The 26,043-nt window shown below is 59.9% G+C and carries 25 protein-coding genes; 8 read left to right on the top strand and 17 right to left on the bottom strand.

Annotation, left to right across the window (positions count from 1 at the left end):
* The first annotated feature begins 676 nt into the window (after positions 1 to 676).
* Positions 677 to 1,459 (top strand): ABC transporter substrate-binding protein, encoded by a 783-nt coding sequence (locus AC57B6_RS03370; protein WP_025495961.1) that lies wholly within the window; start codon positions 677 to 679, stop codon positions 1,457 to 1,459.
* A gap of 290 nt (positions 1,460 to 1,749) precedes the next feature.
* The gene (locus AC57B6_RS03365; protein ID WP_025495960.1) at positions 1,750 to 2,865 is read left to right on the top strand and encodes a succinylglutamate desuccinylase/aspartoacylase family protein; all 1,116 of its coding nucleotides are present in this window, start codon (positions 1,750 to 1,752) and stop codon (positions 2,863 to 2,865) included.
* 81 nt (positions 2,866 to 2,946) lie between these two features.
* Here AC57B6_RS03365 and AC57B6_RS03360 read toward each other — a convergent pair whose 3' ends face one another.
* A complete protein-coding gene (locus AC57B6_RS03360) occupies positions 2,947 to 3,753 on the bottom strand; it encodes a MetQ/NlpA family ABC transporter substrate-binding protein (protein WP_046572672.1) in 807 nt (268 codons plus the stop codon).
* Positions 3,754 to 4,051: 298 nt separating this feature from the next.
* Here AC57B6_RS03360 and AC57B6_RS03355 point away from each other — a divergent pair, with 298 nt between their 5' ends.
* A complete protein-coding gene (locus AC57B6_RS03355; RefSeq protein WP_028198281.1) occupies positions 4,052 to 5,215 on the top strand; it encodes a porin in 1,164 nt (387 codons plus the stop codon).
* A gap of 245 nt (positions 5,216 to 5,460) precedes the next feature.
* Here AC57B6_RS03355 and AC57B6_RS03350 read toward each other — a convergent pair whose 3' ends face one another.
* Both AC57B6_RS03350 and AC57B6_RS03345 read right to left on the bottom strand, forming a co-directional pair.
* The gene (locus AC57B6_RS03350; protein WP_252890454.1) at positions 5,461 to 5,874 is read right to left on the bottom strand and encodes a nuclear transport factor 2 family protein; all 414 of its coding nucleotides are present in this window, start codon (positions 5,872 to 5,874) and stop codon (positions 5,461 to 5,463) included.
* Positions 5,875 to 5,980: 106 nt separating this feature from the next.
* Entirely contained in the window at positions 5,981 to 6,733 is a 753-nt protein-coding gene (locus AC57B6_RS03345; RefSeq protein ID WP_025495956.1) for an SDR family NAD(P)-dependent oxidoreductase, read from the bottom strand.
* Positions 6,734 to 6,890: 157 nt separating this feature from the next.
* Between AC57B6_RS03345 and AC57B6_RS03340 the strand changes: the two genes are divergently transcribed.
* Positions 6,891 to 7,481, top strand: coding sequence for a TetR/AcrR family transcriptional regulator (locus tag AC57B6_RS03340; protein ID WP_030100179.1), 591 nt, complete (start codon positions 6,891 to 6,893; stop codon positions 7,479 to 7,481).
* Positions 7,482 to 7,537: 56 nt separating this feature from the next.
* Here AC57B6_RS03340 and AC57B6_RS03335 read toward each other — a convergent pair whose 3' ends face one another.
* The 13 genes from AC57B6_RS03335 to AC57B6_RS03275 form a co-directional block, all read right to left on the bottom strand.
* Positions 7,538 to 8,686 (bottom strand): porin, encoded by a 1,149-nt coding sequence (locus tag AC57B6_RS03335; RefSeq protein ID WP_025495954.1) that lies wholly within the window; start codon positions 8,684 to 8,686, stop codon positions 7,538 to 7,540.
* Between the two features lie 135 nt (positions 8,687 to 8,821).
* Entirely contained in the window at positions 8,822 to 9,808 is a 987-nt protein-coding gene (locus tag AC57B6_RS03330) for a YncE family protein (protein WP_496420692.1), read from the bottom strand.
* A 585-nt stretch (positions 9,809 to 10,393) separates the two neighbouring features.
* Positions 10,394 to 11,035: a glutathione S-transferase family protein gene (locus tag AC57B6_RS03325; RefSeq protein WP_025495952.1), complete on the bottom strand. Its 642-nt coding sequence runs from the start codon at positions 11,033 to 11,035 to the stop codon at positions 10,394 to 10,396.
* Between the two features lie 13 nt (positions 11,036 to 11,048).
* Positions 11,049 to 11,585, bottom strand: a complete 537-nt coding sequence (locus tag AC57B6_RS03320; RefSeq protein WP_025495951.1) for a chromate transporter — start codon at positions 11,583 to 11,585, stop codon at positions 11,049 to 11,051.
* Positions 11,575 to 12,147 carry a chromate transporter gene (locus tag AC57B6_RS03315; protein ID WP_025495950.1) on the bottom strand — a complete coding sequence of 191 codons (573 nt, stop codon included), beginning with the start codon at positions 12,145 to 12,147 and terminating at the stop codon, positions 11,575 to 11,577. Before AC57B6_RS03315 ends, AC57B6_RS03320 begins: the two co-directional genes overlap by 11 nt.
* Positions 12,148 to 12,212: 65 nt before the next feature.
* Entirely contained in the window at positions 12,213 to 13,757 is a 1,545-nt protein-coding gene (locus AC57B6_RS03310) for a tripartite tricarboxylate transporter permease (protein WP_496420691.1), read from the bottom strand.
* A gap of 12 nt (positions 13,758 to 13,769) precedes the next feature.
* Positions 13,770 to 14,291 (bottom strand): tripartite tricarboxylate transporter TctB family protein, encoded by a 522-nt coding sequence (locus AC57B6_RS03305; RefSeq protein ID WP_025495948.1) that lies wholly within the window; start codon positions 14,289 to 14,291, stop codon positions 13,770 to 13,772.
* A 144-nt stretch (positions 14,292 to 14,435) separates the two neighbouring features.
* On the bottom strand, positions 14,436 to 14,816 hold the full coding sequence (locus tag AC57B6_RS03300) for a VOC family protein (protein ID WP_025495947.1): 381 nt from the start codon (positions 14,814 to 14,816) through the stop codon (positions 14,436 to 14,438).
* A gap of 45 nt (positions 14,817 to 14,861) precedes the next feature.
* Positions 14,862 to 15,860: a tripartite tricarboxylate transporter substrate binding protein gene (locus tag AC57B6_RS03295; protein ID WP_030100173.1), complete on the bottom strand. Its 999-nt coding sequence runs from the start codon at positions 15,858 to 15,860 to the stop codon at positions 14,862 to 14,864.
* 37 nt (positions 15,861 to 15,897) lie between these two features.
* On the bottom strand, positions 15,898 to 16,788 hold the full coding sequence (locus AC57B6_RS03290) for a substrate-binding domain-containing protein (protein ID WP_496420690.1): 891 nt from the start codon (positions 16,786 to 16,788) through the stop codon (positions 15,898 to 15,900).
* A 266-nt stretch (positions 16,789 to 17,054) separates the two neighbouring features.
* Positions 17,055 to 17,792, bottom strand: a complete 738-nt coding sequence (locus tag AC57B6_RS03285) for a GntR family transcriptional regulator (RefSeq protein ID WP_496420689.1) — start codon at positions 17,790 to 17,792, stop codon at positions 17,055 to 17,057.
* A 195-nt stretch (positions 17,793 to 17,987) separates the two neighbouring features.
* The gene (locus tag AC57B6_RS03280) at positions 17,988 to 18,374 is read right to left on the bottom strand and encodes an ester cyclase (protein ID WP_496420688.1); all 387 of its coding nucleotides are present in this window, start codon (positions 18,372 to 18,374) and stop codon (positions 17,988 to 17,990) included.
* Between the two features lie 47 nt (positions 18,375 to 18,421).
* On the bottom strand, positions 18,422 to 18,784 hold the full coding sequence (locus tag AC57B6_RS03275; RefSeq protein ID WP_025495942.1) for a hypothetical protein: 363 nt from the start codon (positions 18,782 to 18,784) through the stop codon (positions 18,422 to 18,424).
* Between the two features lie 254 nt (positions 18,785 to 19,038).
* Here AC57B6_RS03275 and AC57B6_RS03270 point away from each other — a divergent pair, with 254 nt between their 5' ends.
* From AC57B6_RS03270 to AC57B6_RS03260, 3 genes are all read left to right on the top strand, one after another.
* On the top strand, positions 19,039 to 19,428 hold the full coding sequence (locus tag AC57B6_RS03270) for a DUF6232 family protein (protein WP_028198290.1): 390 nt from the start codon (positions 19,039 to 19,041) through the stop codon (positions 19,426 to 19,428).
* 142 nt (positions 19,429 to 19,570) lie between these two features.
* Complete coding sequence (locus tag AC57B6_RS03265; protein WP_216751351.1) at positions 19,571 to 19,924, top strand: hypothetical protein; 354 nt, start codon at positions 19,571 to 19,573, stop codon at positions 19,922 to 19,924.
* A gap of 262 nt (positions 19,925 to 20,186) precedes the next feature.
* Positions 20,187 to 21,290 (top strand): hypothetical protein, encoded by a 1,104-nt coding sequence (locus AC57B6_RS03260; protein WP_496420687.1) that lies wholly within the window; start codon positions 20,187 to 20,189, stop codon positions 21,288 to 21,290.
* An 83-nt stretch (positions 21,291 to 21,373) separates the two neighbouring features.
* Here the strand turns inward: AC57B6_RS03260 and AC57B6_RS03255 are convergent, their stop codons facing one another.
* Complete coding sequence (locus tag AC57B6_RS03255) at positions 21,374 to 23,827, bottom strand: glycogen/starch/alpha-glucan phosphorylase (protein ID WP_496420686.1); 2,454 nt, start codon at positions 23,825 to 23,827, stop codon at positions 21,374 to 21,376.
* A gap of 761 nt (positions 23,828 to 24,588) precedes the next feature.
* Here AC57B6_RS03255 and AC57B6_RS03250 point away from each other — a divergent pair.
* Positions 24,589 to 25,956 carry an MFS transporter gene (locus AC57B6_RS03250; protein ID WP_496420696.1) on the top strand — a complete coding sequence of 456 codons (1,368 nt, stop codon included), beginning with the start codon at positions 24,589 to 24,591 and terminating at the stop codon, positions 25,954 to 25,956.
* The last annotated feature ends 87 nt before the right edge of the window (positions 25,957 to 26,043 follow it).

Genomic DNA, 26,043 nt, shown 5'->3' with positions numbered 1-26,043 from the left:
CATTCTGCCGCAACCAGCCCTCTCTCAGCTTACTTCTTCAAGGCACGTCAAGTATTCGCTTCGCCGGGCTGGCGCCCGTACTTGACCCGCCAACCCACCCACTGAGAATTGAAAAGAGGCATTTTTGGTCCCGGCCGGGGCCCAATCGATAAAAACAATCGGCCGGGCTTCATTTGACAAATTTAACAAACGCGCCCAACTGTATTTAACGGTACTTCAGGGGAAATCTTTAACTCATCGACAGTCAATTGAAACAATCGCGAGCGCTGTAATAATCCGCAATAATCATCGGAAAATAAACGCCATTCAATACCGGTTTTGTCGGCACCACGCATCCTGCGAACTATCCCCCGAGTTTCTCCATCGACCATCCCCGACCACGATTGACCAACTTGTTTACGACATCGTTACAAGACCGTAGCAACGCATCGAATCAATGCAATTCGCATGGCGACACTGTTGAACCCTCACCACATTCAAGCCTTAAAAGCTATTGCCATGCGCCATCCGGTGTTTCACTAGCTACCCAATCTTTTTGAACTGATAAGCTTGGCGCGCGCTGCTGGCCGCCCCGGCCGGCAGCTTCAACCCAAGCCTGACCATAAGTCGCGTCAGGCATCCCGCAGCGGCACAACCGCATACGGGAGTATTTGAACTACCACCGAGGAGTTAAACAGTGAAAAAACTGCTAGCGGCTTTGACGGTTGCTCTGCTTGCAACCGTCTCGATTGGCGCACACGCTAAAGATTGGTCGACTATCCGTTTCGGCGTTGACGCCAGCTACCCCCCGTTCGAGTCCAAGGGCTCGGACGGCAAGCTCGTTGGCTTCGACATCGACCTCGGCAATGAAATCTGCGCGCGCCTGAAGGCCAAGTGCGTGTGGGTCGAAAACGACTTCGACGGCATGATCCCGGCCCTGAAGGCGAAGAAGTTCGACGGCGTGCTGTCGTCGATGTCCATGACGCCGCAACGCGCTGAACAGATCGCTTTCTCGTCGAAGCTGTTCAACACGCCGACGCGCCTCGTCGCGAAGAAGGGTTCGGGCATCCTGCCGACCGCCGATTCGCTGAAGGGCAAGTCGGTTGGCGTCGAGCAAGGCACGATCCAGGAAACCTACGCGAAAACGTACTGGGAATCGAAGGGCGTGAAGGTCGTGCCGTATCAGAACCAGGATCAAGTCTATGCCGACTTGCTGTCGGGTCGTCTGGACGCAGCGCTGCAAGACGCCGTACAAGCTGACATCGGCTTCCTGAAGACGCCGCGCGGCGCGGGCTTCGACTTCGTCGGCAAGGACCTCGACGATCCGAAGATTCTCGGCAACGGCGCGGGCATCGGCATGCGCAAGGAAGACACCGATCTGAAGGCGAAGGTCGACAAGGCAATTGCCGACATCATCAAGGACGGTACGTACAAGAAGCTCGAGAAGAAGTACTTCGACTTCGACGTGTACGGCAGCTAAGCCGGCCATGCGCGCCTGAAGGCGCGCTTGTTCAGGCTTGCAAGGAACGGGCTCCGCAGCATACGGAGCCCGTTTTGTTTGGCGGCGCGCTTTGCACTCCGATTGCCGCGCCCGGCGCGCGAATCGCGCACGGCGCCGCGGAAAACCACGCGCCGCGTCATATCGGCTAAGATCGTGCGACAGCGGCGCCACCAACCGGGCTGCTCATGACCGGCCAAGAAGCACCCCGTTTCCTCCTGTAATCAACGACATAGCGCGGCACGCTCGCCATGCCCGCGGATTTGAAAACCATGCAAACCCAAACCCATCCGCTGATTGCCCCGACGCTCGGCACCGCCCGTAATCTGACGAGTTTTCACTATGGTCCCGGCGGCGGGCAGAAGATTTACATCCAGTCGTCGCTGCATGCCGACGAGTTGCCTGGCATGCTGGTCTCGTGGGCGCTGCGCCGCAAGCTCGCCGCGCTGGAAGCCGCCGGCAAGGTGCGCGGCGAGGTCGTGATCGTGCCGGTGGCCAATCCGATCGGTCTGAACCAGCATTTTCTCGGCCATCTGACGGGCCGCTTCGAGACCAACACCGCGCAGAACTTCAACCGCAACTTCTACGAGCTGTCGGCGCTGATCCAGCCTGGCATCGAAGCGCGCCTGAGCGGCGACATCGACGCCAATCGCACCGCAATCCGCGCGGCGATGCGCGAAGCGCTCGACGCGCAAGCGCCCGCAACCGAACTCGAATCGCAACGGCTGGCGCTGCAAAAGCTTTCGTATGACGCCGACGTCGTGCTCGATCTGCACTGCGACTGGGAAGCCGCGATGCACGTGTACACGAATCCCGACCTGTGGCCGGAAGTCGAGCCGCTCGCCCGCTACCTGGACGCCAAGGCGTCGCTGCTGGCGCTGAATTCGGTGGGCAATCCGTTCGACGAAATCCACAGCTTCTGCTGGTCGGATCTGCGCGGCCGTTACGGCGACCGTTTCCCGATTCCGAACGGCTCGGTCTCGGTCACGATCGAACTGCGCGGCCAGCGCGAGGTATCGTACGAGTACGCCGAGCAGGACGCTCAGGCGATCATCGAGTACCTGACCTCGCGCGGCGTGATCGACGGCACGCCGGCGCCGCTGCCGGCGCTCGAATTCGCCGCGACGCCGTTGGCCGGCGCCGAGCCGATCGTCGCGCCGATGAGTGGCGTGCTGGTGTACCGCTGTGAAGTCGGCACCTGGGTCGACGTCGGCCACGAGATCGCCGATATCGTCGATCCGTTGACCGATCGCGTCGTCACCATGAGGAGCAGCGTGGCCGGCGTGCTTTACGCACGGCATCTGACACGCTTCGCGACGGCCGGGCTGGAATTCGCGCGCATTGCCGGTGCGAAGGCGTTCCGCAGCGGATCGTTGTTGAGCAACTAGGCGCGTTTCCCGCCATGCAGATCGCCCGCTACTTCAGCGGGCGATTTGCGTTTACGCCTCTGTTGAGCAAGAACCGGTTACTCAGAAAGCGGGGATGATCGCGCCTTTGAATTGTGTGTCGATGTACTTGCGCACTTCATCCGATTCGTAGGCCGCGACCAGCTTTTTAACCCACGGCTTGTCGCGGTCCTGCGCACGCACGGCGATCAGATTCGCGTACGGACCCTTGAGGTCTTCGATCGCGATCGCGTCTCTGGTCGGCTGCAAGCCGGCCTTCACCGCGTAATCCGTGTTGATCGACGCCGCGTCGAGGTCGTCGAGCGAGCGCGGCAATTGCGCGGCGTCGAGTTCGATTAGCCTGATCTTCTTCGGATTCTCCGCAACGTCGAGCGGCGTAGCGTTGACGCCGTTGGTGCCGACACCCGGCTTCAGTTTGATCACGCCGTACTTCTGCAACAGCAGCAGCGCGCGGTTGCCATTCGAGGGGTCGTTCTGGATGCCGACCTTCGCACCCTCCGGCAAGTCCTTCAGCGACTTGAGCTTCTTCGAGTAGAAGCCCATCGGCGAAACGTAGGTCAGACCGACGTTGACGATTTTGTAGCCGCGCTGCTTGATCTGGCTATCGAGAAACGGCTGGTGCTGGAAGCCGTTGGCGTCGAGGTCGCCTGCGTCGAGTGCCGCATTCGGCTGCACGTAGTCGTTGAATTCGATGACCTTCACGTTCAACCCCTCACGCGCCGCGACTCTCGTCACGACCGACCAGATCTGTGCGTCCGGGCCGCTCATCGTGCCGACCTTGAGTTGTTTGTCGTCGGCATGCGCAAACGTTGCCGTGAGCGAAACGGCGGCAATAGCGAACAGATTCAGGATGATTTTGCGGCGTTGCATGCGTGTGTCCTCGAGCGATTCTGATTGATAGGCGCGGATCGTCGCATGCAGCCGAGACCGCCGAAAACCAATCGTTTTTCACACGCTTATACGCACGGTCGGGAAAAAGCTTATGAGTGCGAGTCCCTGTGCGATTCCAGACAGCAAAGAAACAGGAGTGTCGCGCGGGCGCGACAGTTTCTAAAAAAATCGAAGCTGTCACATACCTTACTCTGCATTCCCTTAAATTTCGGGCCATCCCGCGACCGAGCCAAAGAGCACGGCGGGGCGATCGCTTAATTTTTAATCGGAGAAAGTCTTGAACAAGAAAGTATTGACCGCCGCTACTCTCGCCGTCTTCGCCAGCGCCGCTCACGCGCAAAGCAGCGTCACGCTGTATGGCCTGATCGATGCCGGTATCAGCTACGTGAACAATTCAAAGACCGCCACCGGTCACGACAACCTCGTCAAGTACGACGACGGCGTGGCACAGGGCAGCCGTTGGGGCCTGCGCGGCACCGAAGACCTCGGTGGCGGCCTGAAGGCGCTGTTCGTGTTGGAAAACGGCTTTAACAGCGGCAACGGCACCCTCGGCCAGGGTGGCGCGCTGTTCGGCCGTCAGGCATACGTCGGCCTCTCGCAGAACAACGTCGGTTCGCTGACGTTCGGTCGCCAGTATTCGTTCTCGACGGACTATCTGGGCGGCAACTACTCGACGGGTGGCCAGACCGTCGCGGGTAACTACGCTTACCACATCAACGACGTCGACCAGTTGACCTCGAGCCGTATCAACAACGCGGTCAAGTTCAGCAGCGCGAATTTCGCGGGCCTGACCTTCGGCGCGATGTACGGCTTCTCGAACCAGGCTGGCGCATTCGCCGGCGCGCCGGCAACCGGCACGACCGCGGCACCGGTCGCGGGTTCGTCGCGCGCATACAGCCTGGGTGTGAACTACGCGAATGGCCCGTTCGGCATTGGCGCAGCGTACACGGACATCCGTTACCCGAGCCAGGCAACCCCGGCGTTCTCGACCAGCATCGCCAACGTGACCACGGGCTCTGTCCGCGATCTGCGCACGTTCGGCGTGGGCGGCCGTTACTCGATCGGCGCGGCGACGCTGTGGGCGTTGTACACGAACACGCACTTCACGCCGGTCACGGGCGGCTCGACCACGTTCGCCGCGTACGAAGCAGGCGCGAAGTACGCATTCACGCCGGCACTGACGGCGGGTGCGGGCTATACGTACATGCACCTGAGCGGCGCCAACAAGGGCCACTGGAACCAGGCTGACCTGAGCGTCGACTACGCGCTGAGCAAGCGCACGGACGTCTACGCACTGGGCATCTACCAGATCGCAGCGGGCCGCAACGGCACGCAGGATCTGCAGGCACAGATCGGCTCCAGCACGAGCTACTTCAACACGTCGGGCACGGGTTCGGACAACCAGCTGGCCTTCCGCGTGGGTATCCGTCACAAGTTCTAAGCAGGTCTAATCTTGCCGGCGAGAAGCGCAAGCTCCTTGCCGTCCTGAGGTTCCGGAAAACGCCCTGCGGGGCGGTTTTTCTTTTGGGGAAGCGGTTTTTCAACTAGCTGCGTTGAGGCAACGCCGTCTGATGGCGCCCCGCCACTTCGTCAACTTGGCAACGGTAACGGCTAACCGCGCCGCGCCGCGCATCACAGTATCAGTCGCGCCCGGGCCACAGCAAACCCGGCCGCAGATGGCCAGCGCTACGCCGGACCGGACGTGTCCATCTGCGAGGCCCGCGCCAGTGCTTGCGTGTCGATGTACTCCCGGATGCTCGTCAGTCTGCCGTCACGGACCGTGATGGCGAAGATCCAGTCGTCTTCGAACGTCTTGTTCGTGGCTTTGATCGTCCCCCTGGCGAAGCCGACGACGACGACCCTGTCTCCTTGCGCGATGAACTCCCGCGGTTCCATTGACGTTTCTATCGACCTGGATGCGGTCTCAAGCAAATCCGTCAGCCCCGCGCGTCCGTGGCGCGTTCCGGCCAATGGCCAATCCTCGCCCGGGATGATCCACTCGATGTCTTCGGCAACCAGCGTCAGCAGACCCTTCCTGTCGCCGCGGCCGATCGCAGCGAAGAAGTCCTTCACGGTCTGGACGTTCTTATCGGTATCCATAGGAATTTCTCCATTTCTCCTGGATCGGAGCGCGCGCGAATAAAGTGTGTGAAACGTGGTCCCGCGACTGGCGGGGCCGGCGGGCCAGCCACGGGAGCGCTTCGGGTCAGCCCTGCGCCATGCCCCCATCGACGGGAAGATCGATACCAGTGATGTACGAACTTTCGTCAGAGGCAAGGAACGTGACCGCTGCAGCGATTTCCTCGGGCATGCCCCTGCGGCCCATTGGGATCTGCGTGGTGAACTGCGCGACTGCCTGCTCGGCCTGTTCAGCGGTAAGGCCTGTCGTAGTCGCCAGGGCCGGAGTGTCGATTGCTCCGGGGCTCATACAATTAACGCGGATCTTGCGGTCTTTCAATTCCAGCGCCCAACCGCGCGCGAAGTTGCGCACAGCCGCCTTACTCGCGGCGTAAGCCGTAAATCCTGGAAGCCCGAGCACGTTCGAGACCGAAGAGTTCAGGATAATCGAACCGCCGTCTTTGAAGAGGGGAAGGGCCTTCTGCACCGTAAAGAACATTCCCTTCACGTTCACGTCGAAGGTCTGGTCAAAATGGGCCTCGGTAGCTACCGCGAGCGGTGCGATTGTCCCTGCGCCCGCATTCGCGAAGAGAACGTCGATGTGACCATGTTTCTCCTTCACGACAGCATAGAGCCGGTCCAGATCTTCCAGACGGGACACGTCGCCAACGACCGTCGTAACGTTTTTCCCGATGGCGGCGGCGGCCTCCTTCAGCTCTTTCTCCCGTCGCCCAGTAATCACGACGTGCGCGCCTTCTTCCACGAAGCGCCTGGCTGTGGCCAGGCCAATGCCGCTGCTTCCGCCCGTGATGACTGCAACCTTACCTTCCAGGTTTTTCATAATCTTTCGCCTTTCGTTTGGGGTGTAAAGCAGCGCCGCTGCCCCAACCGGTGCACAGGCGCTGTATCATCTGGATCGCCGATCCAGATCATGATTCACAATATCCGGATCAGTGATCCAAATATACGGATCGGTGATCCGCTTGTCAAGGAACCCCATGCGAGCCGACGCACAAAAAAATTACAGCCATCTACTTGCAGTCGCGCACGACGTTGTCGCCACGCACGGCGTCGACGCATCGATGCGAGATATCGCCCGCCGGGCCGGTGTCGGGTTGGCTACGCTGCTGCGTCATTTCCCAACGCGAGAAGCCTTGTTTGAAGCGTTGTTGTGTACGAATCTGGACGAACTGACGCAGAAGGCAGACGAACTCGAAACGTCGCATTCACCTGACGAAGCGCTCGTGTCCTGGTTTCGGGAATGGATGGCTTTCGCCCAAAGCTATAAAGGCGTCGTCGCCCTGATGGCGGCCGCCCACACGAATCCGGACTCCGCTCTCTATGCTTCATGCGCAGCGGTGCACTCAGCGAGCGCGCGACTACTGCTTCGTGCTCAGGCCGAAGGCACGGCACGCGCCGACATGAATGGGGACGACCTGTTCGGCCTCATGGCGGCGCTCGGCTGGCTCGTCGACCTACCGTCATTCGCGCCACGGGCCGATCATCTGGTTCACATTGTCACTGGCGGCATCCTTCCGGATCGGTCGGGCAACGATGTCGAGAAGCGACGAGTTGAATCGGATCGATAAGGCACCGGTGACGACGATTTCGAGCGTGTACTGCGCCCGCTTCCCCTTCAAAACTATCAGAACTTGGTTGTCAGCCCGAATATGAGCGCAACCTGATTGGGTGTAGCCGAACTCGATTCCAGGTCCCCCACCGTCCCACCCGCCGATACGATGTGGTTACCATCTTCGCTGAAGGTAGTTCCGTGAGCGTGTGAATAGCCACCGATTGCATAGAGCGTAGTGCGCTTGGACAGACTGTATTCCACCCCGGCGGCCACGTTATTGTAGGTTGCCGACGAACCGCCGGTTGACCTCGTGTACGTGTATCCGATGTTTAACGCGACTGCCGGCGTCATCTGATAGTCCAGCGAGGCCGCACCTGTATTGAAGGTTTCTTTCCGGTTAAAAGCAGCAAAACTCGCGTAGGGTTTCCATTGCGCATTGCTATAGCGCACGTTGGCAGTCAGTTCGTTCCAGACATACTGGACGGCAACGTGGGTTATCAAGCGTGAGCCGACAAACGGGTCGTCGCCAAATAACGGCGTAACCGAACTGTTCTGAGTCTGGTCCGCCGTACCGACACCGCCAGCGCCGTCGTTCTTGGCAAAGACATATCCCGCCGCCGCACTGAAGGCGCCGTGAGCATAGGCGATCGAAGCTGAAGAGGACTCCTGTGACGATGCATTGCCCGCTACGCCCCCCAAGCCGTACATCAACTCGAACTGTAAGCCAGCATATATTGGACTGCTGTACTTGATCGAATTTTGCAGGCGAAATGTATTGTCATTGTTGTCGACGTCTCCCGGTGTGGTAAACGCGGGTCCATAGCCATCGGCCGTAAGCGGTTGAACCAGATCGACGGTCGTGTCCAACTGACGACCGACGGTCACTTTGCCGAAGACGTCGCTGTTGACCCCCACCCATGCATTTTTCCCAAACAGCCGGCCACCTTGACTCAGTTTTCCCGTATTAATGTTAAACCCGTTCTCGAGGTTGAAAATTGCCTGAAAGCGATTGCCCAGATCCTCCACTCCCTTCATGCCCCACTCGTTGGCCGTCAGGTCAGCACCTTGCAGCTCGACGAGGGAAGCATGCCCGGTGTTGTTGTAATAAGCAATCGCGTTATCAAGTTCACCGTAAAGCGTGATTCTGCTTTGCGCATGAGCAGTGGATGCAACAGCCAGCATGACCAATGCGACGCTGCTGAAAACGGTCAGATTTTTCATCAAACATCTCCTATTTATATAGTTATACTAATTACACGTCAGAAATAAGCGACGATAGAGAACTACTACTCGTCTATGACGCCGGCAGCGCCTCCCTGCCTGTTCGGTTAGTCGCCTCGCTCCAAATAAATCCGGTCAGACAGGCTCGTACACGCCGATCTTGTTGCTGGTGTCGAGATATACAAAGATACGGTGGGTGGCCGGATCGACGGCCAATGTATGCGCGTTCTTTTCTGTCTTCAGATGATCGACCACCTGCTTCGCGTCGAGATCGACGACCTCAGCGCTTCCAATCTTGTCGCCAACGAAAACGCGGCGGGCCGCTACGTCTACCGCAATCTGGTCGATATCGCCGCCCTCGAATGGGATGCTGTCGACTAGCTTGCCGTCCGGGCTGACGATCAGTATTTTCTTGTCGCGGCTGCCGATAATCAGATGCCCTGCCTGACTGTCGTAAACCATGGGCTTGGCCGCTTTCCTGAGATGGAAATCCCATACTGCAACGACCTGACTGGAGTTCGGATCAATCACGTCGACAACATTGTCGACGGGTTGGTAAATGCGATCCAGACCCGGTACGTATAGGTTGACGTCTGGACCATCTTTAGCGGGTTGAGGACGCAGCTCAATGTTGCCAACGCGCGCGAATGGCGCTTCACCCTCGAATACTGTTTCGGTATTGCTATCGTCATTGGCGACAAAAACCTTGCCGTTTTGCGTGTCTATTGTCACGCCATCGGATTTTTTGCCACCGGTATCGACACTCGCAATCTGCTTCAAGGTGTTCTTGTCGATAACCACCAATTTATTGGTCGTGGCGTCGGCAACGAACGCATACTTGTCGCCAACGGCGATCCCGTTACCATCCTCGATTCCTCCGATCACCGCCTTGACGGTCAGCTCGTCTGCATCAATGACCACGACATTGTGCTCGGGCGACTGCACGATCCAGGCGGTACGAGTCTGGGGATCGAAAGTCACCCAATCGCCATGCCCTCCATTTCCAGGCAGGGCGATTGTCTTGACAAGCTTATAGTGGGACTGCGCGCTCGCCCAGCAAGCATTGGTCAATGCAACTGCTCCTACGACGGCAATAACTGCGAGTTTCGAAATACGACGCATGATGTCTCCTGATTGTCTTCGATCTTGATGGTCCCACCGGCTGCACAGGCTTATTCGAATCTCAAATCGTTAGATTATTAGGATGCCTACTTTTATTGTCCGGCTTTTCCCTGCTTACCTTATGAAACGGCATCACTGAATTGCTACGGGTGCCGCGTCTGGCTATGCGCGGTGTGTTCTCCTCGCTATACGGCACCTGCAGGTAAAGCGCCGACCATACTTCTTTGCATTTCGCGTGGCAGCGAATTGGTTATTGAGCGCACGAGTCCATCGCGCATCTCACGGCTTAGCCGTTCAAAGCACGAAGTGTTGTCCTTACTTTCGGCTGCCTGCGCTGCATCGACATAGGACTCGAACAGCACCGGCCTTTCATTGACTAGAACTCACAAGCCATTCCCCACCTCGTGGACTAAAGAAACAGCCCCGCTTTTTATTAGGATCACTGAAATTCAGTCTAGGTTGTCAAATGCGTAATGTCAACACTTTACTTTTTTACGCGCCGGCCGACTCGAGGACCATACATCCGACGCGACATACCGTTCAATTGGCCGATACCGCTGTACGTGCCGCCATTGCCTTACATCGTCATCGCTGCACGGCGATGCGATAGGCTGGACGATCAATTACTCTTCCCAGCCAGTCCACGAGGAACGGCCGTTGGGCGTACGTCCCGAGAACATCGGCGAACTCCAGCGCCAGGTCGAACCAGCGAACTGCGGCCAGCGCGACGCCTATATCCGCAACCGTAAAGTGCCGCTGCGCAAGAAAGAGTTGGTGACTCAGCGCATCATCCACAATTCGGAGCAGACGAGCAGCTTCCAGATGCGAGGCTCTTATCGCGTCGTAATTGCGCTCGGCTTCCGGCACTCGCGTGAGGCCCAGAAATGCGACCCGCAATGTGGCCCACAGCGTCCCCAGTTGCCAGTCCATCCAGCGCTCGACCTCGGCACGCGCCGCCGGATTGACCGGCAACAATGCCCTCTCCTCGCGCGATGACGCGAGATAACGAACAATAGTGTTCGACTCCCATAACACAACGTCACCGTCAACAAGTGTCGGCACGAGGCCGTTCGGATTTAGCGCAAGGAACTCCGGCGTATCTACCACGCCGAACTGCAGGCCTGCGTCGATGCGCTGAAAATCACGTCCTTCATTCAGACCGAGCTCTGCCAGACACCACATGACCTTCTGGACGTTGATCGAGTTACGTCTGCCATACAGTTCCATGGATATCTCCCGATCAAATCATTGCGCCCAGACCGGCATGCACAAGCCCTGCCGCAAACAGCACGGCGAGCGGATTCATTCTGGGCCGCGCCACGAATAGGACCAACGCAATGGCCGCGAGGCCCCAGACAGTCCACGTTGCGGACGACGAACGCAGCACCGAAAACGCACTGGCGAGAATCAGCCCGGTTGCGACCGGTGCAAGTCCGCGCTCGGCCGTTCGATGCCACGGGTGCTGCTGGTGCCGCGTCCACGCGAGCGTTGCGCCGTACGCAAGTACCGACGACGGGACAAAAAGCGCCAGCGAAGCGACAGCCGCGCCAGGCCAGCCAGCCGCTTTCCAGCCGATCAGCGTAGTGAGCAGCGCGCCAGGCCCGGGGGCGGCCCGTGATATGGCAAACATATCGACAAACTCGGCCTGTGTTACCCAGCCGTGAATCACCACCGCCTGCTGGTTGATGTCGGCGACGATACTCTGGCCGCCACCAAGCGAGAGCAGGGAAAGCGGTACAAACACAACGATCAATTGCAGATACAGGTTATCGCGCACGCTGCCCACTCCTCGAAGCAATGACCAAACCCACTGTGCCAACGATGATCGCGACCGGCACTAGCGGCAAGCGCAGGATACCGACAGCAAGGAACACGGCAAGGATCAACACCAGCGGCCAGCGCTGATCCGCAAGCAGCGCACGCGCGGTGCGCAATCCCACCGACGCGGTCATCCCCACCGCGGCAGCGGCTACACCTTCAAGAAACCGGTGTAGCCACGCAAGCTGTGAAAACTCGTGAAATATCGTCGCGAGCAACACGATTACACCCATAGGCGGGACGAGCAACGAGGTAACCGCCACCACGCTGCCGATGGCACCCTTCATTCGGTAACCCACGTAGATCGACAGATTCACGACATTGGATCCGGGCAAGATCTGCCCGAGCGTCAGCGCGCCGAGAAACTCCTCCTCGTTCATCCAGCCACGCTGCGTGACGACTTCGCGATAGATCCACGCGGATAGGCCGCCCCCGAAGCTCGTCAAGCCGACACGCGCAAACAGCAGCAGGATCTGCAGCAACGAAGCATCGGTCGCATCACGTCTCGTCGCTGCTTGCACGTTTGTCTACCTTTGTTGTCCGGGAGAGGGACTCAGACCGGGTGCGCAGCGCACCCGGAACTCATTCAATGCCGCTCGTTGGCGAGTCGATGCTCCGCCATCTGCTCCTCAGCTTCATGCAGCAGCTTCGTCGACCGCTTACGACGGCTCCAGATCGATGCGATGACGCTAATTGCCGCGCAACCAAACAGGCCGGCCGCGATGGGACTGCGTACGAACGTGCTCGGATCGCCCCCTGAAATCGTCAGCGCCTGACGGAACGACTGTTCAAGCGTATGACCGAGAATCAGGCCAAACAGCAACGGCGCCTTCGGGATGTCGAACTTGCGGAACGCGTAGCCGACGATGCCAAAGAAAAGCGCGAGAAACAGATCGAATACATCAGTGTTGAACGAGTAAACCCCAGCCGAAGCGATGACCAAAATCACACAAAGAAGCACGCCAGGCGGAACATACAGAATGCGCGAAAGGATCCCGACGAGTGGCAAATTGAGTACCAGCAGCATGATGTTGCCGATATACATGCTCGCTATCAGTCCCCACACAAGATCCGGCTGGGTATGAAACAGCATCGGCCCGGGCTGGATACCGTACATGATGAACGCACCCATGATCACCGCGGTCGCGCCGGAACCGGGGACGCCAAGGGCCAACAGATGCACGAATGCGCCACACGTATCCGCATTGGTCGCCGCCTCCGGCGCCGCGACGCCTTCGATCGCGCCCTGACCAAATTCCTCGGGATGCTTCGAGATTTTCTTCTCGAGCACATACGAGAGCATCGCCGCCAACGTGCCGCCGAGTCCGGGCGCCGCACCGCAGATGAAACCCACAATCGAGCCACGGAAGATCGCCGGACGAGCGCGGCGCCACTCCTTGCGCGTGAACCACAGCTTGCCTTCCACCCGCACCGTATGCATCGTACCGCTGAGCGTCCCTTCAACCATCCGGCTGACCTCCGAAATCGCAAAGAGGCCAACCACAACGACCAGGAAGTTCACGCGGTCCTGCAACTGTGTCAAACCGAGCGTGAAGCGCGGTACACCGCTTTGCAGATCGATACCGACCGTCGCCAGGCCGAGACCCATGAACACCGCCATCATGCCCTTGGCTAGTGAATCGCCAGTCAGCGCGCCAACGGTCGAGAGCGCAAAACAGATCAACGCGAAGTACTCCGCAGGACCAAAATGCAACGCGACGGCTGCAAGCGGGGCGGCAACGAACGAGAGCGCAGTCACGCCCATCATCCCCGCGATAAACGAACTGACAGCCGCAATCGCCAGCGTCGCAGCCGCGCGGCCCTTTCTGGCGAGCGGATAGCCGTCGAGCACAGTCATCACCGCGGCCGCGTCGCCGGGCGTATTTAACAGAATGGCTGTGACCGCGCCGCCATACATGCAGCCGTAGTAGATGCCGGTGAGCATCATGAGCGCGGAGGTCGGGTCCATGCCGAACGTGACCGGAATCAGCAGCGCGATGCCGGCAGACGGGCCGATGCCCGGCAGATGGCTGATCATCGTACCGATGAATACGCCTATGAGCGTGTAGAGAAGATGCATAGGCGTCGCGGCGACCGCGAGTCCATGCAAAATGCCATACAAACTGTCCATGATGCGAGCGCCTCAGAAAGGGAGGAAGCCCGTCGGCATCGGAACACCGAGAAGCTGGGAAAACAGCAGGTCAAAAAACACCGTAACACCCAGCGCGATCGCGAGATTCGTCTTTAGACGGTTGCGATTGAAATAGATGAGCAGGCCGAACAGGAAGATCGACGTAGCAAGGAGGTATCCGACGCGTTCGAAAGCCAGGTAGTAAAGCGCCGTCCATGCCACCATTCCAATCAGGATGAGCGGATGATTTTTCGATTCACGCGCACTACTAGCGTGCTGTACTTCGGCAGACGCTGCGGACGCAGGTCTCACGGGCGTATCGATATGCGAATGCGAGCGATGCCTGTTACGCCCTTCAAGCAGCAACGTTAGTGCGGACGCAATGAGCCCCACACCGACAAGTGCCGGAAACGCCTTAGGGCCGAGCGGGTCGCTCAGTCTGACCTCCGGCAATCGCATGTCCATGTAAAGATAGACGACGGCCAGTGTAATCACGCAGAATGCGAGCCACACGTCGCCCTTGATGCTTTTCATGTCTCCTCCGATTCGACCCCGGCACGACCGCCAGAAAGGCAGTCGCCGCCGGTTCGTATAGCAAGCGGGGCCGCGCAAGCCGCTGCAGATTACCTGTCATCCACTGCGTGCTGCCAGTGCCATTCGCGCCTTATATCCGGCGCTTCACTTTTCGTTGTAGCGGCCAGGCCTCACGACTTCAGCGATCGTGCCGTCCGGCGCGCGAAACTTGAGCGCACCCTCGCCCTTCGCGGACAGGATTTCGCCGCCGTATTGCTTGATCCGCTCAGCGGCAGCTTCCTGGTCGTCGACTGTGACGCCCCAGTGATGCAGACGCGGACCGGCTCCGGCTAGTTGAGCTTCATGCGAATCCTCGCTGTCGTACTTCATGAGGGTGAAGTCTATGTGGCCGTCGGTCATGTGGCGCGAGATGTGTTCGCGATTACGCCCGGTCTTCACTTCCGTGAAACCAAATACTTCCGTGTAGAAACGTGTGGCCGCCTCGAGGTCATCGACCTTGACTGCGAGGTGAACGATGCGTGACATATGGTTCTCCATGTCGGTAGGTGCTACGGGTTAAGGGAAAGCGCGTTATTTGGCGAGGCCGAGATCGGTCAGCAGCGGGCTGAGGCGATCACGCTCGCCGTGAAGGAAAGCTCGTGTCTGCGTACTGCTCTGATAGTCTGCAGTCCATAGATTACGCTTGACGGCCACGGCCCACAGCGGCGACGCAGTCGCTTTCTGGAGGACGTTATCCCACCATGCAATCTCCGCGGGCGTCATGTTCTTCGGACCGACCAGTACGCGCCACGTCGTGAAGGCGACGTTCGCGCCCTGCTCCTTCCAGGTCGGCACCATCGCCAGCGCACCGTCTTCCCGTTTGTCGCCGGAGATTGCAATCAGGCGCACTCGGCCCGCCTGGCTCGGCCCGAGCACAACCCCAGCCGGAGTCGCGGAGACGGTGACGTGCCCGCCCATCAGCGCGGTCATTGCCTCGCCACCCGAGTCGAAGAACACGACTTTCATCTTCTTCGGATCCTGACCCACGCTCTTGACGACAAGCGCCGCCGCGTCGTGGCTCTGCCCGCCCGGGGAACTCGACACCCCCATCGTGACCGACGAGGGGTCCTTCTTCAGCATCTGGATCAGATCCGCGCCTGACTTGATCGGCGAATCGCCGGGCGCTGAGAACACCACCTGCTCCGTGACCAACACGGCCAGCGGCGTTACATCGTCGATGCCGACGGTACTCAGTCCGGTGATGCGGTTCGTGATCAGGGGCAGCGCCTGGACGGAGACGTAATGGCCGTCGCCTTCGTGTGAATTGATGTAAGCGATGCTGACCGTGCCGCCGCCACCTGGCCGGTTCATGACGGTTACCGGTTTACTCGACAGCTTTTCCTGCTGGATGACGCTCTGAAGCGTGCGGGCTACGAGATCGAGCCCACCGCCTGGCGCGCTCGGCACGACAATCTCAATCGGCCGATGCGGTTGCCACGCGTCAGCCGCGCGGACATGTGCGGCATAGATTGAGATCAGCGCCGCGCAGACCCCCCACATGACGCCAGCTCTTCCAAGTCTCCTTCTCATTACATCGTCTCCTGTTTTTTTGGCGCTCTGTAGTCGCTTAGAAATTGAATGAGTCAAACGTACTGGCAGCGAAAAGCCGCTCCATCGGCACCTCCTCGCGAATCAGACCGTCGCTTTTGGCGTAACGCTGCAATGTATCGAGATCGGCGCGATTCTCCTTCACGCCGTAGCGCCAGTAGTCGTTACCCATCACCGATTTCACACGCTCGAATTCGGAAGTGATCCACGGATGCATGACGCGCAACGTGTCGGTGACCGCAAGTTCAGCCAACGCCAGATCCCGTGACTTCCTGAACGCCGCATATACGTTGACCGGCAGCCATGGGTGCTGGTCGACTAACGTCCGACGGATGCCGAGCATGTGCATGGGCGGAAAAAGGCCTGTCTTGCCGAACCACGCTTCCTCGTCACTCCTGAAGTCTGGAAAGAGCCGCTGTACGCGTTCGTTGCGACCGAAGCACGACGGCGGCTTCGGCGCGATTACAGCATCGATCTCACCGGCATCAAGCATTCCTGAGAGCGTCTGCTCGGCGCCTATCGGCTCGATACGGATATCTTCCGGCACGCTGTACGGGACGCGCGCCTCACGGCCCGCCTGTTCCAGCCCCCCGACAATCCAGTTCACATCGCGACTATCAACACCGTATTCGTCACCGAGCATGCCGCGCACCCAGATTCCGGCAGTTTGCTGGAAATCCGGTACGCCGATGCGACAGCCCTTGAGCGCTTGCGGAGAATCGATACCGCGATCGGTGCGCACATAGATCGCTGAATGGCGAAACGATCTCGACAAAAACACTGGCACACCGATATAGCGGCTTTCTTCACGCGCCGAAGTCAGTAGATGCGTGCCGAGCGATAACTCGGAGATGTCGAATTCGGCGTGCCGAAACGCGCGCTGAAAAATCGCTTCGGCAGGGCCGCTCATAAAATTGATCTTGCAACCTTCGATCACGACCTTTCCGTCAAGCAGAGCGCGCGTTCGATCGGTAACCTGGCAAGCCAGTGATAGTTCAAGCATAGGAAAAATTGCCGTAGGTTGATGTGAAACCCGAGCACAGCCGTCAAAGTATTTTTTGCACTACTACCAATATGGAGTACAAATTAATCCGCTTGCACTTGACCGTTGCTAGAGCAGCCATATGTATCCGTCAGGTCCTGTGAATCACTATCGGCTTGCACCGCTCTACTTCGTCAAGGCGTTGCGCTACTGGTTTCCCGGCGATCCCCATCCGCTCCGGCGGTCGCCATTCCGTCCAGCGCCATAAGCATCCGCTCCTTGCCTTTCGACACGTGGCTGAAGCTCGTTTCATAGCCCAGGGTCGCATTCCCGGACTTCAAGGCACTGACGATTTCGCGGTGCTCTTCATTCGACTCCAACAGCGCACCGCGCTGAACCAGTCCGTGCACGCGGAACAGATGAAATTCCTTGACGAAGCCGCGATACAGCTTCGTCAGCCGCGAATTGCCGGTCGAGCGCACCATGTAATCATGGAACTCCAGATTCAGCGGATCAAAGCGCGAGAAGTCGCCTTTCTCCGCGGCTTCCTGCATCTGGTCGACATACGCATCGAGTTGATTTGCCATTTCTTGCGTCAGAATCGGCGCAAGTAACGACGCTGCCAATGCCGTAAGCCCCGCGCGCAGATCGTAGACTTCGATCGCGTCGTCGCGCGTTACGCGCTGGATGAATACGCCTCGTTGCGGGATCAGGTATACGAGTCCCAATTCGGCTAGCGACCGACACGCTTCCCGTACAGGACCGCGACTTACGGAAAGCTTGTCGGCAACAGCCTTTTCGTTCAGCCGCTGTCCAGGTTTGAGCTCACCGCTCAGGATCATTCGCTCGATCTCGTGCTGGACGACACCGGTCAGCGTGTTCGCCCGAAAGTCAGCAAGAGAGACGGTGGCAGGATTGTGGTCGGTTTCCATGAAATGCAGTCTAGGGAGCCGCCGCAAAAATGTCAACATTTTATTTTTTCATTCCGCTGTCACCGGGACTCGCGTAGCAGAAGGAACATGCGTCAGTCGAGAATACCTATTCCGCCGCTAGTCGCTCCATCGATCAGGCGCTGAACGCCCAGCAGACGAGCGCTGACTCGTGCCGACGTCAGCGTCTACATGACGTTACAGCTGTTTTTCAATTGCAGCCTTATCGATGACCGACCAGACTTCCTGAATCTTGTCGCCGCGAAACTCATAGAAGACGTTTTCGGCGAACGCAACCCGTTTGCCGTTCACGGGAAGTCCGAGAAACGCACCGAGGGGAGCACAGTCGAAATGCAAACGGCTGGCAATGTGCGGCGGCTCGCAAACGAGGAGTTCAATCTCGAAGAACAAGTCCGGAATTTCGCGGAAATCTCTTTCAAGCATCTCGCGATACCCTGATGCGCCGATCGTTTTCCCGTTGTATCTCACGTCGTCGCTGACAAAACGTCCGAGCTTCGACCAGTCCTGCGCGTTCAGGCAGGCAATATAGTCTCGGTACACTTCCGAAAGATTGACTTCACCCATTGTCATTTCCAGCCGACGCCCGCGAACGCGATGTTCCCTGTACATGATCAGTGGAGTAACCGCAACCGCCCGTCCGGGTCCTGCGCAATGCGTGAACACCAATGCAGCGGTCCACCCTGCTCCGTAGACCAGTCTTCGTCCAGACAATACCGCCCGTCATCGGCAATCGACCAACGGGCCGCAGCTTTGCGTACTCCCTGTTTCGACCCGGGCTTTGGAAGTCGGCTAACTGTCGCGGTGCCGTCCGCGCCATTGGTCCATTCACGAACGCCACCGTTCTGCCCGATGCGACTCATGGTCGATCCCGGCACCGTAGAAAGCGCCTGCTCGCGCGTTAACGCCTCGCCCTCATCCGCCAACGCGCCGGCACTGATGAAGCAGACAGCCAACAATCCGATAAGAGACCGCATATTCCCTCCACATTTCTTTCGCTTTACACACGTAAGGACTCGGGAAACGCTTCTACAAAATTGCGCGGATTGACTGGCTTGCGGTTAAGTCTAGTTCACTATGTCGACATATGCATCTGAAGGGGCGATTCCGACCCGATGCGGGCAGCCAATTTCTTGAAATCGGACGCCCATCAGGCCGGCTTCAAATCCATAATATTAGTCAGCCAAAGTCTGGTACGCTGCGCCCTTTGCTACCGCTTGCATTGGACCCGATGGATACCCCTTTCAACGATCGCGGCGTGTCGGTCACGCGTAACGCACTGTCATCGGCCGGCCAGGTCTTTCCGCTACGCGACATTGTCGACGTGCAGGTCGTCACCGTGCAGAAGAACAAGGTCCTGCCATACACGATCTCGCTCTTTGGACTCGCGGGCGCGATTGTCGGCGGGATATGGCGCTCGCCCGTCGGCATGGTGTGCGGCACGATGCTGATCGTGGTTGGCTGGCTCACGTGGGCAACCCAGGACGTCACGCACCGGTTGATGGTGCAGACCGGCAATGGAGAACGTGAAGCCCTTATGAGCATCGACCGCGAGTTCGTCGAACGCGTTGCGGCGGCCGTGCACGAGGCGAAGGCAGCCGCTGCGGCGCCAAAGGCCTGAGTCGCGGACGCACGCAGAACGCCGGCGCGCGTTAACACAATTTTGATTCGCGGCGCGGCAGCTTTTGCGCGTCGTTGAGGTGCGCGCCGCTAGAGTGGTTGGGTATCAACAACGCGCGCCGCCTCGCCGAATCGGCGCAACCATGATGCTCACGTCAGTAGCAACGCCTGAAATCTCCACCACTCGCGCACCCCGTGCACCGCGCGAATTACACACTCCCCGCCGCACGCATATCGTCGTGCCGCTCGTCATCATCGACGTCACCGTGCCGGGCACCTCGTCGGCCAATGGACGGCGCGCGTTGCATGCCGCGCTCGGAGACGATCTGCGTCTGTACGTCGTGACCGTCGATCGGCAGCACGAGCGCGTGACCTTTCGTGTCGAAGTCACCTCGCGCACGCTCGACGACGTGATCGGCCTGCTGGCGGCCACGCTCGATCGCGCCACGCTCGGTCGCGCGCAAGCCACCGTGATCCGCCGCCCGCGCGTCTTTTGACATAGATCAACGTTTGCACGGACGACTGGCCAGTCGTCCGCAGACCTTTACACATCTTTGCAATTGCCCGCGAGTGGCCATGTAGAGTCGCCGCTCCTGTTACCGCGTGTCCCCTCCCGCAGGCCCTCGCAAGCGTCCCGGTTTCCCCGCCCACGCCACGGCAATCCAGTGAGATTGCCATCAGTGCTGTTCGAGTTGTCCACCCCGCAGCTCACCATGCATCGCCTTCGCCAGGGACCCGCCTTTTGCAAAGCGTGATCCTATGTCCTTGTCGTCTCTCGATGCCGCACGCCGGCATGCCGGTTCTGATTTCCTTGCTCAACTACGTCGTTCAGCCGCAGCAGCGCTGATCGCGGTGGGCGCGCTCGCCGCACTGACCGGCTGCTCCGTCACCTTCCCTACCCCCACACCGCCGCCCGCTCAGGCCGCGCTGATCAACGGCGGCAACGACGGTATGCTGATCCCGTTGCATGTGGAGCGCGCGGACGAAGATCACGCGCGTCTCGGCCTGCCGGTCCAACTCGACGGCAAGGCGTTGTACATGGCGCTCGACACCGGAACGCAAGGCACGCGGGTGCTGAAATCGGTGCTGCCCGGTTCGAACTATCCGAGTGCCGGCGGGGTGAGCTCGCTGTCGTTCGCGAACGGCGTGGAAATTCTCGGCTCGTCCATCAAGCTGCCGTTCAGCGTGGCCGGCACCAAGCCGGCGCTGATCGCTGCGCAAGCGGTGGACGTCGTGCGCTGCCTGCCGAACGCTCGCAAATGCGCCGGGATGGATGGCTACACCGGTGAATTCGGCTGGGCGTTTTCGGGCATCGTCGGTGTAGGCGCCGCGCAGCCGGACGATAGTTGCTGCACTCAACCCTTGCGCGCGTTGCCCGGCAACATCGGTCAACGCTATCTGGTGCACGCCAACTTCGCGAAGCCGTATATGGTGTTGAGCCCGTCGAATACGCTTACCAAAGACTACACGATGGTGCCGATGACAGTCTCGAAAGACGGTACGGCGCAATGGCCGCGGGGCTGCGTGAACGTAGGCGGCAAGATGACCTTCTGCGCGCCGCTGGTGTTCGCCACCGGCAGCACGGGCATGATCCGCATCGAAACCGACAAAGCGCCCAACTGGACCGGCGACGGCGAAGTGGGCAGCGTGCTCGACCAGGGCAACTATGAAGCGGCTATCGGCACGGGTTCATGGGTGCATCGTTACGAAAAAGCGCAAGTCACGATCGTCAAGGCGAAGCCGGATGCGAACCGGATCGTGGTCGGTTTGATGGCAATGCAAAATATCGATGTTCTATTCGACTTCGCGAACCGGCAGCTCGGTTTGTATGCGGCCCAGCAAAGCGAACGATTCGCCCCGTGAGATTCATCGCTCGATAAAAAGGCCGTGCGAAAAAAATCGCACGGCCTTTTTTCTTTTAAGCACGCACCACAACCGCGTTCGTATCACGCCATATTGAGCGGATTCACGTGCCAGATGTTGCGTGCATATTCGCCGATGGTGCGATCCGACGAAAACTGCCCCATGCCCGCGACATTCTCGATCGCGCTCTCGGCCCATACGCGCCGGTCAATGAACCGCGCGTCCACTTCGTCCTGTGCTTTCGCAAACGCGGCGAAATCGGCAAGCACCATATAGTGGTCGCCCCAATCCACCAACGTGTGAAAGATATCCGAGAAGCGCAGTGGATCGTCCGGCGAGAAGAAGCCCGTGCGAATCTGGTCGAGCGCCATGCGCAGTTCCGGATTCTCCTCGTATAGTTGTCGCGGCCGGTAGCCGGTGGCGCGCAGGCTGTCCACTTCGTCAGCGGTATGGCCGAAGATAAAGATGTTGTCGCGCCCTACGGCGTCGCAGATCTCGATGTTGGCGCCGTCCATCGTGCCGATCGTCAACGCGCCGTTCAGCGCGAGCTTCATGTTGCCGGTTCCAGAGGCTTCGGTGCCGGCCATCGAAATCTGCTCCGACAGATCGGCCGCCGGAATGATCAACTCAGCCACGCTCACGCCGTAGTTCGGCACAAACACCACCTTCAGACGATCGCCGATCAACGGATCGTGATTGACCTTCTCGCTGACGTCGCCGATCAGCTTGATGATCGTCTTCGCCATGCGATAGGCGGAAGCGGCCTTGCCGGCAAACAGCACCACGCGCGGCACCCAATCGCGCTCCGGATTCGCACGAATCTGGTTGTAGCGGACGATCACGTGCAGCACGTTCAGCAACTGCCGCTTGTATTCGTGAATGCGCTTGACCTGCAGATCGAACAACGCATCGGGATCGAAATGCAGCTTCGTGTGATGCGCGAGCCGCTGCACGAGCCGCAGTTTGTTCTGCCGTTTGGCTTCGCGGAAAGCGTCGATAAACGCGCTGTCGTTGCGCAGCGTGCGCAATTGGTCCAGCTCGAGCAGATTGCTGCGCCAATCCTTGCCGATCTGCTGATCGATCAGCGATGACAGTGACGGATTCGCCTGCGCCAGCCAGCGCCGCGGCGTGATGCCGTTGGTGACGTTGGTGAAACGGTCCGGATAGATGCGCGCGAAGTCGGCGAAGATATCGCGCGTCATTAACTGCGAATGGAGTTTCGATACGCCATTCACCTTGTGACTCGCGACAATCGCCAGATATGCCATCCGCACACGCCGTTGGCCATACTCGTCGACCAGCGAAATGCGGCGGATCATCTCGCCGTCATGTCCCGATTGCTCGCTGACATGCTTGAGAAATCCCGCATTGATCTCGAAGATGATCTCCAGATGACGCGGCAAAAGCCGCGCAAGCATCTCGACGTCCCACGTTTCCAGCGCTTCGGGCATCAAGGTGTGATTCGTGTACGAGAAAATTTTCGTAACGTGCTGCCATGCCTTGTCCCATGGCTGATGGTGAACGTCCACCAGCAAACGCATGAGCTCCGGAATCGCCAGCACCGGGTGCGTATCGTTCAGATGCACCGCGACTTTTTCGGAGAAACGCCCGAACGTGCTGTGCGTGCGCTGATAGCGGCGAATCAGATCCTGCATCGTCGCGGAAACAAAGAAGTATTCCTGACGAAGCCGCAACTCGCGGCCGGCCGGTGTCGAATCGTCCGGATAGAGCAGCCGTGAGACGTTCTCAGACATGTTCTTGGTGTCGACCGCGTTGCGGTAGTCGCCGCGATTGAATGCACCCAGGTCGAGCTCTTCGGTGGCACGCGCGGACCATAGGCGCAGCGTGTTCGTTGCACTGGTCGCGTAACCGGGGATCACCGTGTCGTAGGCCGTGGCATTCACATGCTCGGTGTCGATCCATTCGACATACTCGCCGCGCTGCACGGTACGTCCGCCGAAGTGCACCATGTACTTGATCTCAGGCCGCGGAAACTCCCACGGATTGCCCGCCCGCAGCCAGTAGTCCGGCGCCTCCACCTGCTCGCCGTTGACGATCTCCTGGCGGAACATGCCGTATTCGTAGCGGATGCCGTAACCGAAACCCGGAATGCCGAGCGTCGCCATCGAATCGAGAAAACAGGCCGCGAGCCGCCCGAGGCCACCGTTGCCGAGGGCAGCGTCCGGCTCGATATTCACCAACATCTCCATGTCGACGCCGAGACTCGCAAGCGCTTCCTTCATCTGATCGTGAATGCCGAGCGCGAGTAACGCGTTCGTAAACGTGCGGCCGATGAGAAATTCCATCGACAGGTAATAGACGCGCTTGACGTCCTGTTCATATTGCAGGCGCGTGGTCTTCATCCAGCGCGCGACCAGCCGGTCGCGCACGGCGAGTGCGGCGGCGTGCAGCCAGTCATGCGGGTGAGCGGTAACGGCGTCCTTGCCGACACCGTACATCATGCGATTGGAAATTGAGCGCCGTAGCGCGTCGACGGTACTGTTGAGCTGGTCGAATTCCAGATCGACGGCTGTCATCGAAGCCTCCGGGAAATAGCGACACGACCTACGCAAACCGCATGGATGACGGACGGGAGGCGCGTGCCGGTCTGGCGGGTTAACAAGCAGAGTAGGACATTTTACGGCCCGTGAACATCGGCGAGCCAGAGCGGGGGTTCACGCACATGCCATGCCTACTGGAAGGTGGCGCTTCACGGATTTTGCGCACGGACGCGGTGCAAACCGCCCGCACGCGGCACTGCGCGCGTGCATCGGCCCGCAAAACAGGCAGGCGATGGCGAGGGGTGAAGGCCCCCTGCGTCGCAGAAGCATGCACGATTATTTTTTCGATGTGTGACTGGCCGATGAATGCGTTGACTGGTTCGATGCGTGGTCAAATCGGAGCACCTCGTCTGCTGAACGGTTATGTGAAGTGAGGTGTGACAAGGTGAAACGCGTGTCAGTTCGAAGACTCGAGACCGGGTTGACCGTTAGTTGCGTGTTAGCTGCAGTTTCGCTGCGTCATAGGCAGCTTACAAAGCGCCTCCGCCCCGCCAGGCTCCCAGCACGATTTCCGCGTCTCTGTAACAATCGCTTCATTCGCCGCGCGAGCCGCCTGGAACACTGCACTCGGCCTCTGCGCGCTTCGTTCCATGCAACCCTGCCACTGGCGCGCCGCGCTGTCCTTCGGACGCGCCCGGTGCTGCGCCATGCCTAACCCGACGAGCCACGCCTTGTCCGACAAACCCAGCACTGCCCGCAGCGCAACACTCGACCAGACCTTGCCGGCAGACGGTCCGATGAGCGTGGCCAACCGCCGCGCGATGGCTGCGATCATGCTCGCGGTCGCGCTCGCCACGCTCGATACCGCGATCGCCAATACCGCCCTGCCCGCCATTGCCACGGATCTGCATGCGCAGCCCGCGGCGTCCGTGTGGATCATCAACGCCTACCAGCTCGCAATGGTCGCGACGCTGCTGCCGCTCGCCGCACTCGGCGACATCGTCGGGCATCGCAGGATTTATATCGGCGGCATTGCGCTGTTCACACTGGCGTCGCTCGCGTGCTCGCTCGCCTCGACGCTGCCGATGCTGGCCGCCGCGCGCGTGCTGCAAGGTCTCGGCGCGAGCGCGATCATGAGCGTGAACACGGCGTTGATCCGCTATTTGTATCCGCCGCATCGGCTCGGACGAGGCCTCGGCACCAATGCCTTGATCGTCGGCGTGTCGTTCGCAGTCGGGCCGACGGTGGCGTCGCTGATTCTGTCGGTGGCCGCATGGCCGTGGCTGTTCGCGGTCAACGTGCCGCTCGGCCTGCTGGCTCTGGCCTTCGCGTGGCCCGCGCTGCCGCACACCGAGCGCGGCACCCACAACTTCGATCCGGTTGCGGCGCTCCTCAACGTCATCACTTTCGCGGCACTGATCTTCGCGCTTGGCGAAGCGGCCCAGCGCGCGTCGACGCAACTGGTGCTGAGCGCCGCGGCGATCGCCGTGGTGTTCGGCGTGCTGCTGATTCGTCGCGAAGCGGGTCACCCTGCGCCGATGCTGCCGGTCGATCTATTCAAGCGGCCGGTGTTTGCGTTGTCGGCGGTGACCGCGGTGTGTTCGTTCGCCGCGCAAGGGCTGGCGTTCGTGTCGCTACCTTTCTATTTCGAGGACGTGCTGCATCGCAGCCAGGTCGAGACCGGCTTTCTGATGACGCCGTGGCCGGTGGTGGTGGCATTGGCCGCGCCGCTGGCGGGCAGTCTGTCCGACCGCTACCCGCCGGGCTTGCTCGGCGCGATCGGCCTCGCGGTGATGTCGGCGGGGATGGCGTCGCTGGCCTTGCTGCCGGTGCATCCGCACGTGCTCGACATCGGCATTCGCATGGCGATTTGCGGCGCGGGCTTCGGCTTCTTCCAGTCGCCGAACCTGAAGGCATTGATGGCGAGCGCGCCGCCCGAGCGCAGCGGCGGCGCCAGCGGCATCGTCGCGACCGCGCGGCTGCTTGGGCAAACTACCGGCGCCGCGCTGGTCGCGCTGAGCTTCGGCATTGCGGGCCGGCATGGACCGACGCTCGCGCTCAGTACCGGCGCCTTCTTCGCCGGCGCGGCGAGCCTCGCGAGCGGGCTGCGGCTGTTCGCGCCTTCGCATCGCGCGGGCGCGCATGCGAAGGCGTCGGCGGATTAGCCGACTAGCCGGACTCGGCGGACTAAGCAGAACGGGCGCGCTGCCACCGCAGCGCGCCCGTTTTTTCCCTCTGCGTGCCTCTGCCTG

It is taken from the genome of Paraburkholderia sp. BGA-UO-ETr-F12 (assembly GCF_059567945.1).
Note: the sequence above shows the minus strand (reverse complement) of the source record. Positions and strands in the feature narration are given on the sequence as shown.